At 66.1% G+C, this 17,385-nt stretch carries 22 protein-coding genes; 6 read left to right on the top strand and 16 right to left on the bottom strand.

The features are described from left to right. Nucleotides 1-107: 107 nt before the first annotated feature. Nucleotides 108-338, bottom strand: coding sequence for a hypothetical protein (locus JHC57_RS14955; protein WP_294030933.1), 231 nt, complete (start codon nucleotides 336-338; stop codon nucleotides 108-110). 191 nt (nucleotides 339-529) lie between these two features. Here JHC57_RS14955 and JHC57_RS14950 point away from each other — a divergent pair, with 191 nt between their 5' ends. After that, nucleotides 530-1,558, top strand: coding sequence for a MipA/OmpV family protein (locus JHC57_RS14950; protein WP_294030932.1), 1,029 nt, complete (start codon nucleotides 530-532; stop codon nucleotides 1,556-1,558). Nucleotides 1,559-1,570: 12 nt separating this feature from the next. Here the strand turns inward: JHC57_RS14950 and JHC57_RS14945 are convergent, their stop codons facing one another. Further along, complete coding sequence (locus JHC57_RS14945; protein WP_294030931.1) at nucleotides 1,571-2,896, bottom strand: hemolysin family protein; 1,326 nt, start codon at nucleotides 2,894-2,896, stop codon at nucleotides 1,571-1,573. 222 nt (nucleotides 2,897-3,118) lie between these two features. Between JHC57_RS14945 and JHC57_RS14940 the strand changes: the two genes are divergently transcribed. Continuing rightward, nucleotides 3,119-3,808 carry an OmpA family protein gene (locus JHC57_RS14940; RefSeq protein ID WP_294030930.1) on the top strand — a complete coding sequence of 230 codons (690 nt, stop codon included), beginning with the start codon at nucleotides 3,119-3,121 and terminating at the stop codon, nucleotides 3,806-3,808. A 55-nt stretch (nucleotides 3,809-3,863) separates the two neighbouring features. Here the strand turns inward: JHC57_RS14940 and JHC57_RS14935 are convergent, their stop codons facing one another. Genes JHC57_RS14935 through JHC57_RS14910 form a run of 6 tightly spaced genes read right to left on the bottom strand, consistent with a single transcriptional unit; the run spans nucleotide 3,864 to nucleotide 7,984 of the window. After that, nucleotides 3,864-4,493 (bottom strand): MarC family protein, encoded by a 630-nt coding sequence (locus JHC57_RS14935; protein WP_294030929.1) that lies wholly within the window; start codon nucleotides 4,491-4,493, stop codon nucleotides 3,864-3,866. Continuing rightward, nucleotides 4,490-5,158 carry a hypothetical protein gene (locus tag JHC57_RS14930; protein WP_294030928.1) on the bottom strand — a complete coding sequence of 223 codons (669 nt, stop codon included), beginning with the start codon at nucleotides 5,156-5,158 and terminating at the stop codon, nucleotides 4,490-4,492. Before JHC57_RS14930 ends, JHC57_RS14935 begins: the two co-directional genes overlap by 4 nt. Beyond that, nucleotides 5,158-6,057 carry a bifunctional methylenetetrahydrofolate dehydrogenase/methenyltetrahydrofolate cyclohydrolase FolD gene (folD, locus tag JHC57_RS14925; RefSeq protein WP_294030927.1) on the bottom strand — a complete coding sequence of 300 codons (900 nt, stop codon included), beginning with the start codon at nucleotides 6,055-6,057 and terminating at the stop codon, nucleotides 5,158-5,160. The genes JHC57_RS14930 and folD overlap by 1 nt, the downstream gene beginning before the upstream one ends. A gap of 1 nt (nucleotide 6,058) precedes the next feature. Continuing rightward, a complete protein-coding gene (locus JHC57_RS14920) occupies nucleotides 6,059-6,367 on the bottom strand; it encodes a YggT family protein (protein WP_294030925.1) in 309 nt (102 codons plus the stop codon). A 34-nt stretch (nucleotides 6,368-6,401) separates the two neighbouring features. Continuing rightward, nucleotides 6,402-7,301, bottom strand: coding sequence for an acetylglutamate kinase (gene argB, locus JHC57_RS14915; protein WP_294030924.1), 900 nt, complete (start codon nucleotides 7,299-7,301; stop codon nucleotides 6,402-6,404). Nucleotides 7,302-7,306: 5 nt separating this feature from the next. Beyond that, nucleotides 7,307-7,984 carry a queuosine precursor transporter gene (locus JHC57_RS14910; RefSeq protein ID WP_294030922.1) on the bottom strand — a complete coding sequence of 226 codons (678 nt, stop codon included), beginning with the start codon at nucleotides 7,982-7,984 and terminating at the stop codon, nucleotides 7,307-7,309. 126 nt (nucleotides 7,985-8,110) lie between these two features. Here JHC57_RS14910 and JHC57_RS14905 point away from each other — a divergent pair, with 126 nt between their 5' ends. From JHC57_RS14905 to JHC57_RS14895, 3 genes are all read left to right on the top strand, one after another. After that, complete coding sequence (locus JHC57_RS14905; RefSeq protein ID WP_294030921.1) at nucleotides 8,111-9,454, top strand: NupC/NupG family nucleoside CNT transporter; 1,344 nt, start codon at nucleotides 8,111-8,113, stop codon at nucleotides 9,452-9,454. A gap of 114 nt (nucleotides 9,455-9,568) precedes the next feature. Continuing rightward, nucleotides 9,569-10,192, top strand: a complete 624-nt coding sequence (locus JHC57_RS14900; RefSeq protein WP_294030920.1) for a beta/gamma crystallin-related protein — start codon at nucleotides 9,569-9,571, stop codon at nucleotides 10,190-10,192. A gap of 13 nt (nucleotides 10,193-10,205) precedes the next feature. After that, nucleotides 10,206-10,523 carry an MliC family protein gene (locus JHC57_RS14895; RefSeq protein ID WP_294030919.1) on the top strand — a complete coding sequence of 106 codons (318 nt, stop codon included), beginning with the start codon at nucleotides 10,206-10,208 and terminating at the stop codon, nucleotides 10,521-10,523. Between the two features lie 4 nt (nucleotides 10,524-10,527). Here the strand turns inward: JHC57_RS14895 and JHC57_RS14890 are convergent, their stop codons facing one another. The 8 genes from JHC57_RS14890 to gluQRS all read right to left on the bottom strand — a co-directional run bounded on the left by JHC57_RS14890 (nucleotide 10,528) and on the right by gluQRS (nucleotide 16,883). Continuing rightward, on the bottom strand, nucleotides 10,528-11,019 hold the full coding sequence (locus tag JHC57_RS14890) for a hypothetical protein (RefSeq protein ID WP_294030918.1): 492 nt from the start codon (nucleotides 11,017-11,019) through the stop codon (nucleotides 10,528-10,530). 57 nt (nucleotides 11,020-11,076) lie between these two features. Next, on the bottom strand, nucleotides 11,077-11,559 hold the full coding sequence (locus tag JHC57_RS14885) for a hypothetical protein (protein ID WP_294030917.1): 483 nt from the start codon (nucleotides 11,557-11,559) through the stop codon (nucleotides 11,077-11,079). Between the two features lie 131 nt (nucleotides 11,560-11,690). Beyond that, nucleotides 11,691-12,557 (bottom strand): 3-hydroxyacyl-CoA dehydrogenase NAD-binding domain-containing protein, encoded by an 867-nt coding sequence (locus tag JHC57_RS14880; RefSeq protein ID WP_294030916.1) that lies wholly within the window; start codon nucleotides 12,555-12,557, stop codon nucleotides 11,691-11,693. Between the two features lie 68 nt (nucleotides 12,558-12,625). Next, a complete protein-coding gene (gene egtD, locus JHC57_RS14875; RefSeq protein WP_294030915.1) occupies nucleotides 12,626-13,612 on the bottom strand; it encodes an L-histidine N(alpha)-methyltransferase in 987 nt (328 codons plus the stop codon). A 15-nt stretch (nucleotides 13,613-13,627) separates the two neighbouring features. Further along, nucleotides 13,628-14,893 (bottom strand): ergothioneine biosynthesis protein EgtB, encoded by a 1,266-nt coding sequence (gene egtB, locus JHC57_RS14870; RefSeq protein ID WP_294030914.1) that lies wholly within the window; start codon nucleotides 14,891-14,893, stop codon nucleotides 13,628-13,630. A gap of 306 nt (nucleotides 14,894-15,199) precedes the next feature. Then, complete coding sequence (locus tag JHC57_RS14865; protein WP_294030913.1) at nucleotides 15,200-15,781, bottom strand: cob(I)yrinic acid a,c-diamide adenosyltransferase; 582 nt, start codon at nucleotides 15,779-15,781, stop codon at nucleotides 15,200-15,202. A 16-nt stretch (nucleotides 15,782-15,797) separates the two neighbouring features. Continuing rightward, on the bottom strand, nucleotides 15,798-16,022 hold the full coding sequence (locus JHC57_RS14860) for an HIG1 domain-containing protein (protein WP_294030912.1): 225 nt from the start codon (nucleotides 16,020-16,022) through the stop codon (nucleotides 15,798-15,800). Nucleotides 16,023-16,031: 9 nt separating this feature from the next. Then, nucleotides 16,032-16,883 (bottom strand): tRNA glutamyl-Q(34) synthetase GluQRS, encoded by an 852-nt coding sequence (gluQRS, locus tag JHC57_RS14855; protein ID WP_294030911.1) that lies wholly within the window; start codon nucleotides 16,881-16,883, stop codon nucleotides 16,032-16,034. A gap of 168 nt (nucleotides 16,884-17,051) precedes the next feature. On the opposite strand from gluQRS, the gene JHC57_RS14850 reads away from it, so the two are divergent. Continuing rightward, nucleotides 17,052-17,385 (top strand): HNH endonuclease (locus JHC57_RS14850; protein WP_294030910.1); only part of this gene is annotated, 334 nt, incomplete at its 3' end.

Below are 17,385 nucleotides of genomic sequence, written 5' to 3'. Positions count from 1 at the left end.
TGCGGAGGTCGGCGGGGACATCCACCGTGTCGAGCAGCGGCGTATGCGGACGATCGGTCATCGCGCCGTCATACTGCCAAGCACATGGGGTGTCGAACGAAAAGGGATCAGTCGCCGCCCTCTTCCTCGCGCCGCTTCGCCGCATCGACCTGCGCGTAAAGCCCGCGCACCATCAGGTCGGTGAACACCAGCATCACCCCGATCATGCCGAGAAAGAGCGCGACCGCGACCGCGGGCAGCGGGCCGATCGTCTCGACGCCTTCCTTCTTCATCACGGCCGCGAGCAGCGCCGCGGCGGCCATGAAGCCATAGCCGATCAGGCGCGGGATCCGGCTCATGCGCACCGCGGCCGGGATGGCCGCAGGGAACCAATGACCATGCGGGGGAATATGAAAGCGGTTGACGGGCAATGATGCATGAAAGCCACATGCGGCCAAATGCGACCTTCGGCAAGACGAAGCCGTTGCAATGGCGCGTTGTTTACTTACACCCCCGTAAAGAGGGGCAAGAATATAGGATATTTGCGCGGATGCTTATGCCCGACCTGACCCTGTTTTTCCGCATTGCCCGTCCGGCCCGCGCATTTCCTTTCCTCACCATCATCCTCCTCACCGGTTTGTCCGCGCCCGCTGCGGCCGACGAGGCGCCGCTGCCGTATGAGCTGACGGCGAATACCGACATTGCGCCGGCGACCGGTATCGGGGAAGAGCCCGCGCGCTATCTGCAGAACACCGAAATCGACGAGAATATCCTGCTGCCGCCCGCGCGACCGCAGGACGACGAACCCGACCGCCGCTGGTCGCGCGACTATTTCGCGGTCGCCGTGGGCGCGCTCAACACGCCGAAATACAACGGGTCGGACGATCGGCGCACCCTGCCCGCCTTTTATTTTCGCGGCCGGATCAGCGGTTTTTCCTTCTCGACCCGGGGCACCAATTTCCAGATCGACCTGATCCGCCAGCAGCGCGGACAGAAGACCGATTTCAAATTCGGTCCGACGATCAGCCTGCGCAGCGACCGCAGCGGCAAGATCGACGATCCGCAGGTCGCGGCGCTCGGCAAACGCAAGATGGCGGTCGAGATGGGGCTTTTCGCCGGGGTGACCCACACGGGGGTGATCACCAGCGAATATGACCAGATCGGTTTCCGCATGTCGGCGTCGAAGGATATTTCGGGCCGCCACGGCAGCTGGACCGCCTCGCCGACGATCGATTACGGCACCCCGCTGTCGAAACGCGCCTATCTGGGCGTGTCGGCGTCGGTCAATTTCTACGGCAAGGGCTTCGGCCGCTATTATTACGACATCGACACCGACGGCAGCGCCGCGAGCGGGCTTCCCGTCTATGACGCCGCGGGACGCAAGGCCACGACGGGCAAATATACGCTCGGGATCGCCGGCGCCTATGCATTGTCGGGCGACCTCAGAAAGGGTTTCACGCTGATCGGCGGCGCGCAATATGGCCGCCTCCTTTCGCGTTTCGCCCGATCGCCGATCGTCGCCGATGTCGGCAGCGCCGACCAATGGCTGTTCGGCGGCGGGCTCGCCTATCAGTTCTGACCGGCGGTCGCCCTATCCGGCGTCCGCGTCTTCGTCGGGCTTGCGGATCCCGGTGACGAGCAGCTTGTCGATCTTGCGCCCGTCCATATCGACGATCTCGAAACGCCAGCCGCGGTCGGTGAACCGCTCGCCTTCCTTGGGCAGATGTTTGAGGATCGCGAGCGCATGCCCTGCGGCGGTCGCATAGTCGCGGTCGTCGTCCAGTTCGATCCCGAGCCGCTCCGCCATCTGGTCGGCGGGCATCGATCCCGCGATGAGCAGGCTGCCGTCTTCGCGTTCGACGACGAAGGGTTCGCTGCCGATATCCTGATCCGACGCGAACTCGCCCGCGATCGCCGAGAGCAGGTCGGCGGGCGTCACCAGCCCGTCGAAATGGCCATATTCGTCGTGCACGAGCAGCACCGGCACCTCGGCCGCGCGCAGCGCCTCGAGCGCATCCATCGCGTCGATCTGGTCGTGGATGACCTTTGCGGGGCGCATCAGCGTCTCGAGGTCGAGCACTTCGCCGCGGAACAGCGCCGACGCGATATCGCGCGCCTGCACAACGCCGACGATATCGTCGACCGACCCGCGCGCGACCGGCAGCCGGCTGTGCGGGGTTTCGAGCAATTTGTCGCGCACGCCGCGCGCATCGAGCGCAACATCGATCCAGTCGACATCCTTGCGCGGCGTCATCACCTCGCGCACCGGCCGGTCGGCGAGGCGTACGACGCCCGAGATGATCGCGCGTTCGCTTTCCTCGATAACCCCCGATTTCGACGCCTCGGCGACGATCAGATGCAATTCCTCGGCGGTCACCCGGTCTTCCGATTCGCGGTTGAGCCCGAGCAGGCGGAAGACGAGACCCGAACTGTTGTCGAGCAGCCAGACGAGCGGCGCCGCGACACGCGACAGCCAGTACATCGGCACCGCCATGAAGATCGCAATCCGCTCGGGCGAGCGCAGCGCGAACTGCTTCGGCACCAGCTCGCCCGCGATCAGCGAGAAATAGGTCGTGAGCGCGATGACCAGGGCAAAGCCCGCCGCTTCGGCGCTTTCGGGGTCGAGACCGAGCCAGGCCGCGAGCCGGTCGGCGACCGGCTGGCCGAGGCTGGCGCCCGAATAGGCGCCCGTGAGCACGCCGATCAGCGTGATGCCGACCTGCACCGTCGACAGGAAACGCCCGGGGTCGGAGGCGAGCTGACGCGCGATCTTCGCGCCCCGGCTGCCGCGCTTTTCGGCCGCCTGCAGCCGCGGGTCGCGCGCCGAGACGATCGCGAGTTCGGACATGGCGAAAACGCCGTTGAGGAGAACGAGGACCGCGATGATCGCGACATCGGACCAGGGAAAAGGGGTCATCGGGCGGTCGTGCGGCGCGTCGGCGCCCGGCCCCTGTCATCGTCGGTCATGTCCACCCTATAGGCGAAAGGCGCGGCATTGCACAATGGTGCTCACCTGAATGCCCTGCTCAGTCACCGTTCAGGCGAATTTTGGAACCAGATCGCCGGCCATATGTTATCGGCACGGAAGGACGGCATGCGAAAGGACCAGAAGCATCCGTCGGATAAAGGGAGCGAAAAGATGAACAGCAGGACGATCAAGCTCACCATTTTGACCAGCATCGGTGCGATCGCGCTCACCGGCTGCGTCACCGACCCGGTGACGGGGGAGAGAAAGATTTCGAAAGCAGCGATCGGCGGTGTCGGCGGCGCGCTGGGCGGCTATCTGCTCGGCGACCTCATCGGCGGCCGCAACAGCCGGACCGAGGAAATCGTCGGCGCGGGCATCGGCGCGGTCGCCGGCGCGGGAGTCGGCTATTATATGGACCAGCAGGAAAAGAAGCTGCGCGAACGTACGGCGGGCACCGGCATCGACGTCGAGCGCCAGGGCGACCAGCTCGTGCTCAACATGCCGGGCGACGTGACCTTCGACCTCAACAGCGCGATGGTGAAATCGCAGTTCCGCAGCGCACTCGACAATGTCGCCTCGACGCTCGCCGAATATCCGAGCACCTATATCGACGTGTACGGCCACACCGATTCGACCGGCAGCGACACCTATAACCAGGGCCTGTCCGAACGCCGCGCGGCGTCGGTCGCCGACTATCTGGCGGGCCGTGGCATCCAGCGCGCGCGCATGGCGACGCTCGGTTACGGCGAATCGCAACTCAAATGCTCGCCCGAGCAGAGCGAGGCCGATTATCAGTGCAACCGCCGCGTCGAAATCCGCATCGCGCCGGTTACGCAGGCCGACGTCAACGCGGCGCAGTAACGACTTTCCATTCCCGTGGAAAAGAAAGGGCGTCGCCGCAAGGCGGCGCCCCTTTTTATCCGAGGCTGGGGAAGCTCGCCTTCAGCCCGTCGATCACGAACTGCGCCGCGAGCGCCGCAAGCAGCACGCCCAGCAGACGGGTGATCACGGCCTCGCCCTTGTTGCCGATCAGCCGCATCAGCGGCCCTGCGGACAGCAGCGCGGCAAGTGTGAGCAGCAGCACGAGCAGCAAGGCGCCGAAGATCACGAAAGCGCGGTCGAGCCCGTTGTTCTGCGACACGAGCAGCATCACCGAGGCGATCGACCCCGGCCCCGCAAGCATCGGCATCGCCATCGGGAAGACCGAGACATCCTCGACCTCGGGGGTCGCCATCAGCTTCTCGGCCCGCTGTTCGCGGCGTTCGGTGCGCTTTTCGAACACCATATCGATCGCGATGATGAACAGCATGATCCCGCCCGCGATGCGGAAACTGTCGAGGTCGATGTGGAGGAAGCTCAGGAGCGCTTCGCCGAACATCGCGAAGAAGACGAGGATCAGCCCGGCGATGACCGTCGCGCGGATCGCCATCGAGCGGCGCTGCTGCGCGCTCGCGCCCGTGGTCAGGCTGGCATAGATCGGCGCGCAGCCCGGCGGGTCGATGACGACGAACAGCGTGACGAAGGCCGAGATGAAGAGATCGATCATGGCTGTTTCGGCGCCGCCACCCGATCGTCGATGACGGTCGCCATCTCCTTGCCGTCCCACAGGCGGATCGTGACGCGGCGCGACTGGTCGGCGCTAACCGTCGATGTCCAGCTCAGCGTCTGGTCGGGCGACAGGCCGACCGCCCTGTCATCCCCCTCACCGCCCGCTTCGACCGGTGCGGCGGGACGCGAACCGCAGACCGCCTGTTTCGCCGCGATGAAGTCGGGCGCTTCGCGCGGGGTCGCCAGCGCATCGCCATGGTCGAGCGTCCAGGCGAGCTTGCCTTTCCTGGGATCGCGCAGCCAGACCGTCGTGAAATAGCCGTTCGCCGGTCCCTTCTGCCACGCGCCGGTGGTAACGCCCGCATTGCCGTCGCAACTGACATAGACCGCATGAGGCTGCCATTTCACCGCCTCGGCGGGATCCTTCTGCGATTTCAGCCAGTCGCGCGCCTTCACGCGCTGCGGCACGAACATCGTGGCTTCGGGCGCCGCGGTTTCGCGGAACGCCGTCCACTGGCCTTTTTCCTGCGCAAGTCGCGAAAAGGCGATTTCGGCGGCGATGAAAGCGCTCGGGTTGGGCGCCAGCGGCCTGCGTTCGCGCGCCGGCGCAGCGCCGCCCGCGATCACCGAAAGGGAAAGCGCCGCGACGGCCAGCCGGCGCATCAGAAGCCCTCCGGATCGGCGAGGCCCGCGCGGCGATGCGCGGCGACGAGCGTGTTGCGCAGCAGGCAGGCGATCGTCATCGGGCCGACGCCGCCGGGAACGGGGGTGACCGCATCGGCGACCGCGATGGCCCCGGCATAGTCGACGTCGCCGACGAGCCGACCCTTCGCCGCGCCCTCGGCCGGCGGCAGGCGATTGATGCCGACGTCGATCACGACCGCGCCGGGCTTGATCCAGTCGCCCTTGACCATTTCCGGCCGACCGACCGCGGCAACGACGATATCGGCGCGGCGGACGAGATCGGGCAGATCTTTCGTCCGGCTATGCGCCATGGTGACGGTCGCATTCGCGCCGAGCAGCAGCGCCGCCATCGGCTTGCCGACGAGGATCGAGCGGCCGATCACGACCGCATCCTTGCCGCCGAGGTCGCCGAGCCGGTCCTGCAGCAGCAGCAGGCAGCCATAGGGCGTGCAAGGCACCATGCCCGCGATGCCGAGCGCGAGGCGGCCGGCGCTGACGGGGGTCAGTCCGTCGACATCCTTGTCGGGATCGATCGTTGCGACCGCCGCCTGCTCGTCGAGATGGCCGGGCAGCGGGAGCTGGAGGAGAATGCCGTCAACCGTCTCGTCGGCGTTGAGTTCCGCCAGCAGCGCCTCGACCTCGTCCTGCGTCGCGGTCGCGGGCAGGCGATGTTCGAAGCTCGCCATGCCGGCGGCCACGGTCGCCTTGCCTTTCGAGCCGACATAGACCGCGCTCGCCGGATCGTCGCCGACCAGCACGACCGCGAGGCCGGGCACGCGCCCCGTCGCGGCCTCGAACGCCGGAACCGCGTCGGCGATCCGCGCGCGCAGACCCGCAGCAAACGCCTTGCCGTCGATCGGTTGCGCCCCCTCAGCCATCTCAGATCGCCCCGCTGTTCATGCCGAGCGTGTAGAGATAGGAAATCACCGGCCCCTGCAGGATGATGATCAGGATCAGCACGACCATCGGGGTCAGGTCGAGCCCGCCGAAATCGGGCATGATGCGCCGGAACGGGCGATAGAGGGGCTCGGTGATCCGCTCGAGCACCTGCCACAGCTGACGGACGAAATCATTGTGCGTGTTGATGACGTTGAAGGCGATCAGCCACGACATCACCGCCTGCACGATGATGATCCACCACAGGATGTTGAGCAGGATCGACAGGATTTGAAGGAACATCAGATACATTGAGGGCTCCGGCCGGAAGGTCGTGAAAAGAGCTTTAGCGGTGAATCAGCGTCCCCGCACCCCTTGCGGTGAAAATTTCGAGCAGCATCGCGTGCGGGATGCGCCCGTCGAGGATGACCGCCGCCTCGACCCCCGCATCGACCGCGGCGACGCAGGTTTCGACTTTCGGGATCATCCCGCCGGTGATCGTGCCGTCGCTCTTGAGGCCGTCGATCGCGGTGCGGTCGAGATCGGTGAGCAGCGCGCCCGACTTGTCGAGCACGCCCGCGACGTCGGTGAGCAGGAAGAAACGCTTTGCCCCGAGCGCCCCGGCGATCGCGCCCGCCATCGTGTCGGCGTTGATGTTGTAGGTCGCGCCATCGGCGCCGAGCGCGACGGGCGCGACGACGGGGATGAAATTGTCGTTGGTCAGATTGACGAGGATCGTCGGGTCGACCGCGACGGGTTCGCCGACGAAGCCCAGATCGACGTGCCGCTCGATCCCCGAATTGGGGTCGGGCTCGGTGCGGCCGACCTTTTCGGCGAGGACGAGATTGGCGTCCTTGCCCGAAATGCCGACCGCGCGGCCGCCGAGCCCGGCGATCCAGCTGACGATTTCCTTGTTGATCTTGCCGGCGAGGACCATCTCGGCGACCTCGGCGGTCGCGGCATCGGTGACCCGGAGTCCGCCGACGAAGGTCGATTCGATCCCGAGCTGTTTCAGCATCGCGCCGATCTGCGGGCCGCCGCCGTGGACCACCACCGGGTTGATGCCGACGGCCTTGAGCAGCACGACGTCCTCGGCGAAATCGCGCTGCGCCTCGGGATCGCCCATCGCGTGGCCGCCATATTTGATCACGAAGGTCTCGCCCGCATAGCGCTGCAGATAGGGCAGCGCCTCGACGAGCGTTTCGGCCTTGGCGAGCAGGTCGGGCATTTTCGAAGGATCGGTCATCGATATCATCCGGCGTTCTTCGCATCGAGGCTGCGGCCGAGTGCGACCAGCCCGGTGATGACGAAAGGAATGACGAGCACCGACAGCGCAACCTTGGCGAGCATCTGCCCGCCCATCAGGTTGGCGATCGGGAACACGCCGTAAAAGGCGATGGTGACGAAAAGCAGGGTGTCGACGATCTGGCTGAGGGCGCTGGCGATCGCGCCGCGGATCGCGAGCCAGGTCGCTCCGGTTCCCGCCCCTTCACGCCCGCGCAGCTTCGAAAAGATCGTGACGTTCAGGAATTGCGAGGTGCCGTAGGCGACGATTCCCGCCGCCATCAGGCGCGGGCTTTGCCCCAGGATCGTGTCGAAGGCGGCGAGCCGTTCGGGCTGCATTTCGGGCGATGCCGGAAGCGCGAGCACCAGCGCGGTCAGCATGATCGACAGGACGAGCGGAACGAAGCCCCAGAGCACGAGGCGGTTCGCGACCGATTGTCCGTGCAGTTCGGATACCGCGCTCGACAGCGCGACAAGGATCAGAAAGGCGAAAATCCCCGCCTCGACCGCCAGCCAGCTGCCCAATGCGACCTGCTTGTTCCCGAGCACGCCCGCCAGCACGACCATGCCGCCATAGACGATCGAGAAAAGGAAGAGCGAGGGCGAGAGCGTGCGCGGCAACGCCGCCGAGGTCGGTTCGGTCATGCCGCCCGATAGTCGGTTTTGCGCGGGGTGGAAAGTCCGAGAAACACGGCTGGCCGCGCAGCTCTTGCCCCGCCGCCAAAGCCCGCTAGACAGGCCCATTGGACTTGCGGGGGACGCACAGAAATTATGGAACGCCTGATCGGTTTGCTCGGCATCGTCGCACTGCTCGCGATTGCCGTGCTGTTTTCGTCGAACCGCCGCTGGATTCGCCCGCGCATCGTCATTCCCGCCTTTCTGCTCCAGGCCGGTTTCGCGGTGCTCGTGATCGGCACGCCATGGGGACGCGCGGTGATCCAGGCGATGTCGAACGGCGTCTCCAACCTTCTGAGCTATGCCGACGAGGGCACGCGATTCCTGTTCGGCGACGTGTTGACGCAGGCGCCCTATGGCAAGGCGGTGTTCGCGATCGGCGCGCTGCCGGTGATCATCTTTTTCGCCTCGCTCATCTCGGTCCTCTATTATCTCGGAATCATGCAGCTGATCATCAAATGGGTCGGCGGCGCGATCCAGAAGGTCACCGGCATCACCAAGGTCGAAAGCCTCGGCGCGGCGGCGAACATCTTCGTCGGCCAGTCCGAATCGCCCCTCGTCATCCGGCCCTATCTCGCCGGACTCACCCCTTCGCAGCTGTTCACCGTGATGACGGTCGGCATGGCGGGCGTCGCAGGGACGATCCTCGGCGCCTATGCCGGGATGATCGGCCCGCATCTCCTCCCCTATCTGCTCGCCGCCAGCTTCATGTCGGCGCCCGGCGGCATCCTGATGGCCAAGATCATGATGCCCGACGATCCCAGGGACATCGGTATCGAACCTGTCGTGATGCCCGAGGCGAGCCACGACGAGGAAAAGCCCGCCAACATCATCATGGCGGCGGCGCAGGGCGCGCAGACCGGGGTGAAGCTGGCGGTCGCGGTCGGCGCGATGGTGATGGCGTTCGTCGCGCTCGTCGCGCTCGCCAACGGCATCCTTGCGGGCATCGGCGGCTGGTTCGGCCTCGACGGCCTGTCGTTCCAGGCGATCATCGGCGCGATCTTTCGCCCCGTCATGTGGCTGATGGGCGTACCGTGGGAAGAAAGCGCGGTGGTCGGCGGGCTGTTCGGCAGCAAGGTCGTGCTCAACGAATTCGTCGCCTTCATCGACCTCGGCCGGGCGCAGGGCGACATGTCGATGGCGGCGGTCGCGATCGCGACCTTTGCGCTCTGCGGTTTCGCCAATTTCAGCTCGATCGCGATCCAGATGGCGGTGACCGGCGGGCTCGCGCCGAACCAGCGCCCGATGATCGCGAAACTGGGGCTGAAGGCGCTGCTCGCGGGCAGCCTGTCGAACCTGATGTCGGCGGCGCTCGCGGGGCTGATGCTCGGCGTCGCCCCGCCGCTCGCGAAACCCGTTGCCGAGCCGGCCATTCCCGCCACTGCGCCCGCGACCGCGCCGCAGGCAACGCCCGCGCCGCCGCCGACGAAGGCGCCGTAACGCGCGGCCGCCCATCGCGCTGACGATATGGGAGAATTTGCAAGCCGCCTGCGAATGACGTAAACTTAGGGATATAACGAATCCCGGGTCGCGTTCGCAAAATGGGAGGCTGTCATGAAAACCGCTTATCGTTTGTCGATTCTTGCCGCGGCGGCGGTGTCGATAGGGGCGGGTTTCCTCGCCACATCCTACGCCCAGACCGTCGAAACCGAGCGTTATCGTCCCGAGCGGCCTCCCGAAGCGACCATCTATCGCGACGCCGGCTATCGCGGTCCCGCGGTCTTCATCGGCGAGGAAAAGCCGAACCTCGGGCTGAGCTGGCCGGTGAATTCGATCCGCGTCCCCAATGGCCGCTGGGAGCTATGCGAGAAGACGCGCTATCGCGGCAATTGCCGCACCGTCGACCGCGACACGCCGATGCTCAACAATGTCCTGCGCGGGCTGACGATCCAGTCGATCCGCCCGGTGGGCAGCGGCGGGGGCGGCTGGAACCCGAATCCGCCCGCCAACGATCAGGTCGCACGCGGCAATTTCGCCGAATTCCACACCCAGCCGGCCGAACGCAACTATCGCGTTCTCGCCTGCGCCCGCGGATCGGCGACCGCCAATTGCGCGGCGCAGACCGCCGACACCTGGTGCCGGTCGATCGGCTGGAACGGGTCGGCGCGCGAGCATATGGAAACGATCAGCGGGCGCGTCTACCTCGCAGACGTGCTGTGCGTCCGTTCGGGCTATTGAGGGGAGACCGGATATGAAGACGATGGCAATTTTCGCGGCGGGCGCCGCGATCCTGGCGCTCGCCGCCTGTTCGTCGGTGCCGCGCAACACCGGCACCAGTTACGACTGCAGCGGCGGCACGCGGCTGAAGGTCGACTATGTCGGAAACACCGCGATCGTTCGCGTCAACGGCCGGCGTTCGATGGTGCTGAAGCAGACCCCGTCGAACCGCGGCGCGATCTATGAGAACAAGAGCGGCGCGCGGCTGCAGCGTAACGGCAATGACGTGACGTGGAACACCGCGCTGCGCTCGGCGGCTGAAAACTGCCGCGTCGTCTACACGCCGCTCTGACCGGTCAGGGTCGGGCGGGCGCCTTGCAGCCCCGCTCGAGCCCGACGCCTTTCAGGAAGCCGCGCCGGACCGTCCCGGCATAGACCGCGACCGCGTAACGCCGTCGCTCGGCATTCGCGCCGGTCACTTCGCCGATCAGGCCACGAAAGGGGATGATCCCGCCCGCGACCGTGCCGGCGACGCGGCCCGCGGTTTCCTCGCGTTTCTTCGCCTCGCTCTTGTCGACCCTTTCGTTCACGTCGGGGCCGAGAACGGCGTTGAGTTCCTCGACCTCGCGAATGATCGCGGCGCATTTGCCGAGGCCCGCGAGCGAATAGGGATCGTCCTGTACCTCGAGCAGCTTTTGCGGCGGCTCCTTGCCGTCGAAGGGTTCGACGACCGTATTCGCCGTGTCCTTTATCGTCGAGTCCTCGGGGGCGCCCTGCTGCGCGGCCCCTTGTACCGGAAGAAGCAGGACCGCAGCGGCGAGGCTCGCCAACAGGCTGTTGTTACGCATGATCTTCTCCGACTGTTGCTGCACCTGATCTACGCACGGAAGCCGCGACGGCTCCGTCTATTCCCCGGTCGTATAGCCGCCCTCGATCGCCTCGCTGCCGATCGACGAGGTATCGGCCGCCCAATAGTCGAAGATGCGCTTGAGTTCCGACCGCGGCAGACCTTCGACGACATAGGCGCCGAACATGTAGAGCTGTTTCTTGTCGTTGATCCCGATCCGCAGCAGATCGAACTCGTCGTTCATCTTCTGGAGCCAGGCGGCGGGCGGATCGACCACGTCGCTGTACGACGCGACGAGCGTCATATATTTGCAGTCGGCCGCCGCGGTGCAGCCGACGAGGCGGAGCGTCGTGCCGAATCCGTTGACCTTGATATCGACTTCGGGCGAGGTGTCGACATTGGAGAGCGCCCCCGGCTCATAACCCATCGCCTTCAGCGTCGCGACGAAAGCCGCCGGATTCCTGATGCTGACCGTTTGCGCCGAAGCCGGCGACGCCACGAAGATGGCAGCCGTCAGCGCGGCTGCAAGAAACAAGCGCATAAAATCCCCCGATTTTCATCGACCCCCATCGAATGTGAGCCACGCTGCCGCATCCGTCCAGCGAAATTCCGTAACGGGGCCGCGAACGAATCAGCGCTGTTCGTGCGCCGGATCGACCGGCGCCCGGGGGATCATCGCGTCGGAACGGGCGCCTCGCCCGTCCAGTCGTAGAAACCGCGCCCGGCCTTTTTGCCGACCCAGCCGGCATCGACATATTGGACGAGCAGCGGCGCGGGGCGGAATTTGGGATCGCCAGTGCCGCTGTAGAGTACGCGGATGATCTCGAGACAGGTGTCGAGCCCGATAAAGTCGGCGAGCGTGATCGGGCCCATCGGATGGTTGAGGCCCAAACGACAACCCGTGTCGATGTCCTGCATTGTCGCGACACCTTCACCGAGCGCGAACACCGCCTCGTTGATCATCGGCATCAGCACGCGGTTGACGATGAAGCCCGGCGCGTCGTTGGCATGGACGATCTCCTTGCCGAGCCCGCGGCCGAAGGCCTCGACTTTCGCGAGCGTGTCGTCGCTCGTCGCGAGACCGCGGATCAGTTCGACCAGCCCCATCACCGGCACCGGATTGAAGAAATGAACCCCGATGAAACGCGACGGGTCGGGCGCAGCCTGCGCGAGGCGCGTGATCGGGATCGAGCTGGTGTTCGACGCGAGGATCGCGGTGGCCGGGAGATGCTGGCCGACGCTCGCGAAGATCGCGCGCTTGATCTCCTCGCGCTCGGTCGCCGCCTCGACCACCAGATCGGCGGGCGCGAAGGCGACGTGATCGGCGACGGGCGTGATGCGGCCGAGCAGCGCGTCGGCGTCGGGCTGCGTCATTTTTTCCTTCGCCACGAGACGGCCGAGCGCCTTGGCGATGCCCGCCTTGCCCGCTTCGGCGCGCGCGATGTCGATGTCGGAAAGGAGCACGTCATGGCCGGCGCCCGCCGATACCTGCGCGATGCCCGCGCCCATCTGCCCCGCTCCGATAACGCCGACGATCATATGCTGCCCTTTCGCTGAAACCGTGGCTGAGCCCCTACGGCGTCGGGCGCGCCCGTCAAGTGAGCGCGTCAGGGAGCCGAGCGGAACTCGGTCGCCGCCGCGAGGATCAGCGCGAAGGCGGGGTCGACGTCGTCCCACGTCGCGAGCGGCGTCCACCCGCCGGAACGGAGCAGCAAATTCGCGTCGCGGGGTCCGTATTTATGGCTGTTCTCGCTGTGGATCGTCTCGCCCCTCGCCATGTGATAGGCGCGGCCGTCGATCGTGAAATCCATGTCGCACGCGGCGACGAGATGCATTTCGATGCGCGCATGGATATCGTCCCACACCGCGCGGTGGCTGAAATTCCCGACCGCGATATCGCCGCCGAGTTCGCGGTTGATCCGTTCGAGCAGGTTGAGGTTGAATGCCGCGGTGACCCCCGCCGGATCGTCGTAGGCGAGTTCGAGCACGCCGATGTCCTTGATCCGGTCGACGCCGATCAGCATCAGCGATCCGTCCCCCAATGCGGCGCGCCAGTTGCGCAAAAGGTCGATCGCGGTGCGCGCGACCATGTTGCCGACCGTCGAACCCGGAAAGAAGCCGAGCTTGGGCAGCGGGCAGATTTCGCGCGGCAGATCGACGCGCTGGGTGAAGTCGGCCTCGACCGGATAGATGGCGAGCCCGGGGAAGCGCGCCGCGAGCGCCTCGGCGCTGTCGCGGAGGAAATCGCCCGAAATATCGACCGGCACATAGGCGGCGGGATCGATCGCATCGAGAAGAAGCGGTGTCTTGGTCGAGCTGCCCGATCCGAGTTCGACGACCGCGCGGCCCGGGCCGATCGCCGCGGCGATGTCGGCCGCGTGGCGCGTCAGAAGGTCGGTCTCGCTGCGCGTCGGATAATATTCGGGAAGCGCCGTGATATCCTCGAACAGCGCCGAGCCCGTCGCGTCGTAGAACCAGCGCGCGGGAATCGCCTTCTGCTTCTGCGACAGGCCAGCGTGAACGTCGGCGCGAAAGGCGACGTCGACCCCGGCGTCGTCGGCCGAAACCTGACGAAGGTTACGCACTACTCCCATGATCGGGGGCCCATATCAAAGATCCTTCGCGAGGCGCAGGCCGGTGAATTGCCAGCGCTGGTGGGGATAGAAGAAATTGCGGTAGCTGGCGCGCAGATGGCCGCGCGGGGTCGCGCAGCTGCCGCCGCGGAGCACGAACTGGCCGCTCATGAACTTGCCATTATATTCGCCGACCGCGCCCGGCGCGGCGCGGAAGCCGGGATAGGGTCGATAGGCGCTGCCGGTCCATTCCCAGACGCTGCCGAACATCTGTTGCAGCGCCGTGTCATCGCCCGCCGCGACGGGCTGGGCGGGACCGGCGGCATCCAACCGTTGCCCGCCCTGCGGATCGAAGGCGGCGGCGGCCGTCTCCCACTCCGCTTCGGTCGGCAGGCGCGCGCCGGCCCAGCTCGCGAAGGCGTCGGCTTCGAAGAAGCTGATGTGAGTGACCGGCGCGGCGAGGTCGATGTCCTGCCAGCCCGCGAGGGTGAAATATTGTCCGTCGCGCCAATAGGCGGGCGCTTCGACGCTTTCCGCCTGCACCCACGCCCAGCCGTCGCTGAGCCAGAGCGACGGCGTGTGATAGCCGCCGTCGGCGATGAATTCCTGCCACTCGCCGTTGCTGACCGGACGGCTGGCAAGTGCATGCGGGGCGAGCAGCACATCGTGGCGCGGGCCTTCGCAGTCGAAGGCAAAACCCTCGCCCGCATGTCCGACCGCCGCGGTGCCCTCGGCGCCCTTCACCCATTTCATCGCGGAAAACTGCCGAACTTCACTCGCGATCGGCACGTCCCACACCGCCGGGCCGATCGGGTTCTGCGCGAAGAGATGCTTGATGTCAGTGAGCAGCAACTCCTGATGCTGTTGCTCGTGATGGATGCCGAGCTCGACAAGCGCGAGCGCGGAAGCCGGAAGGTCCGGGAGTGCGGTCTGGACCGCGACATCGACATGCGCGCGCCACACGCAGATTTCATCCAGCGACGGGCGCGTCAGCAGACCGCGATGCGGGCGCGCGTGACGCGGCCCCTCGGCCTCGTAATAGCTGTTGAAGAGATAGGGATAACGCGCGTCGAAGAGCGAATAACCCGCGGCGTGATCGCGCAGGACAAAGGTTTCGAAAAACCATGTCGTATGCGCGAGATGCCATTTGGCGGGCGAGGCGTCGGGCATCGACTGGGCGCTGGCGTCGGCGTCGGAGAGCGGGCGAACGAGATCGAGCGACAGGCGGCGCGTCGCCGCGAAGCGGCGGGCCAGATCCTCCACCGGGTCGGTGCGGGTCGAAGCGTCGGTGCGGCTGGCCATAGGAAGACAATCCCCCGAAGTGCGATTCGGTTTCGCGGTTCGTCGGATTATGGTTACGGCACGCGGGATTGTCCAGAACATTAAGGGAACATTCTTGCTCCCGCGTCGCACCGGACCTCATCCGGAGTTCATTTTCCGGGCGTTGCGGGTGGGTCCCCGGATCAAGTCCGGGATGGAGCGGGCCTCCACGATCCTACCATTCGGCAAACATCCACCACAGGTAGAACAGGAGTGCCGCAACGAGGGCGGCCATCGCCGCGATGGTAGCAAAAATGCCGAAGATCCGCGATTTTGTGTCGGAACAGATCACCGCGTCGCACCGGGTTTCCAGAGGATGTCGCCGCCCGCAGCAGCGTTGATGTGCCGCGTGAGCACGAAGAGATGGTCCGACAGGCGGTTGAGATAATTGAGCGCGAGCGGGTTGAGGTCGCGCAGGCTGCCTGCCGCCACCGCCGCCCGTTCGGCGCGGCGTGTCACCGCGCGCGCGAGGTGGAGGCGCGCGGCGGCTTCGGTTCCGCCAGGGAGGATGAAACTGCGGAGCGCGTCGAGATCGTCGTTCATCGTATCGATCTCGTCCTCGAGCCGCGCGATCTGGCTCGGCACGATGCGCAACGCCATCTCGTGCGGGCCGAAGCCGAACTGGATGTCGGCGGGGGTCGCGAGGTCGGCGCCGAGGTCGAACAGCTCGTTCTGGATCCGCGACAGCATCGCGGCCTCGTCGCTTGCCGGATCGAGTACGGATGCGGCCATGCCGATCGCACTGTTCGCTTCGTCGACGTCGCCGATCGCCATCATCAGCGCGTCGGACTTGGCGATGCGCGAGCCGTCGACGAGGCCGGTGGTGCCGTCGTCGCCCGTGCGGGTGTATATCTTGTTGAGCTTGACCATGATACGGCCGCCCGCCTTATTGCCCGGCGGCGAAGATGCCGATCAGCACGAGCAGGATGATCGTGATCGCCTGCCATTTGACGCGGGCCATCATCATCCTGTTCTGCATCACCTGATTCTCGTGGACGGTGCCGTCGGTCTGCGCACGGTGGCCCTGCGAGAAATAGAAGAGCCCGCGCGCGAGCGAGAACAGGACGAAGCCGGCGGCGATGACGACGCCAAGGACGAGCAGGATTTCCATGACCCCTATCTAGGGATTTTGCAGCGAATAGCCAGTGGGAAGGCGCCCGGCCGCCAGATCGGCGGCGAGCGCGGGGCCGTCGGCGCCCGCGTCGCGCAGCGACTTCAGCGATGCGGCGGCATCGCGCTTGGCGAGCCTTTTGCCGTCGGGGCCGCAAATGAGCGCATGATGGCGATAGAGCGGCGTCGGCAGCCCGAACAAGGCCTGCAGCAGCCGGTGGAGGTCGGTCGAAGCGGCGAGGTCGGCGCCGCGGATGACATGCGTCACACCCATCGCGGCGTCGTCGAGCGTGCTCGCGAGGTGATAGCTGGCGGGTGCATCCTTGCGCGCGAGGACGATGTCGCCGTGGGCTTGGCTGTCGGCGATGCGCTGCCCCTGCCCCGCCTCTTCCCACGCAAGTTCGCCCGTTTCTGCGACCGCGCGCGCCATGTCGAGGCGCCAGCAGTGCGGTTCGGCCGCCATGCGCCGTTCGCGCGGTGCGGCGGGCAGGTCGCGGCAGGTTCCGGGGTAGACGGCGCCCGACGGGCCGTGCGGCGCCGACAGGCTGGCGGCGATATCGGCGCGGGTGCAGAAACAGGGATAGACGAGACCGCGCCTCCGCAGATCGTCGAGCCCGGCGGCATAGTCGGCGAGCCGATCCGACTGGCGCACCGGATCGCCGTCCCAGTCGAGGCCGAGCCACGCGAGGTCGGCGAGCGACGCCGCGACATAATCCTCGCGCGAGCGGCTGCCGTCGATATCGTCGATGCGGATGCGGAAACGCCCGCCGGCCGCACGCGCGGCGTCGTGCGCGAGCACCGCGCTATACGCGTGGCCCAGGTGGAGCTCGCCGGTCGGGCTGGGGGCGAAACGCGTCAGCATGTGTCCCCATGAATCCATATGCTGTGCCGAGTCAAAGCCAAACATTCCATATCTTGCGGGCAGAAGCCCCTTGACGGCAGAATCTGATAGGGCATGTAATGACAGTGTCACGCGCGGGAGGCAGTGGCGCGCCATCCCGCGAAACAAGGGGGGCAGCGTTACCTAGCCATGTTCCATCCCGATCTTGCCCGGCATCCCGATAGCTGTCCGGCGCTCGTACTCAACGCCGATTACACGCCGCTGAGCTATTATCCCCTGAGCCTGTGGCCATGGCAGACCGCGGTGAAGGCGGTTTTCCTCGACCGGGTCACCATCGTCGAAAATTACGAGCGCGAGATCCATTCGCCGACGCGGACGATGCCGATCCCGAGCGTCATCGCGCTCCGCCAGTATGTGAAGCCATCGGAACATCCCGCCTTCACGCGTTTCAACCTGTTCCTCCGCGACCGTTTCGCGTGCCAATATTGCGGGTCGGGCAAGGATCTGACCTTCGATCATGTCG

The sequence above is a fragment of the Sphingopyxis sp. genome (assembly GCF_016463645.1).
Lineage (GTDB): Bacteria > Pseudomonadota > Alphaproteobacteria > Sphingomonadales > Sphingomonadaceae > Sphingopyxis.
This window is presented reverse-complemented; position numbering and strand designations above follow the sequence as displayed.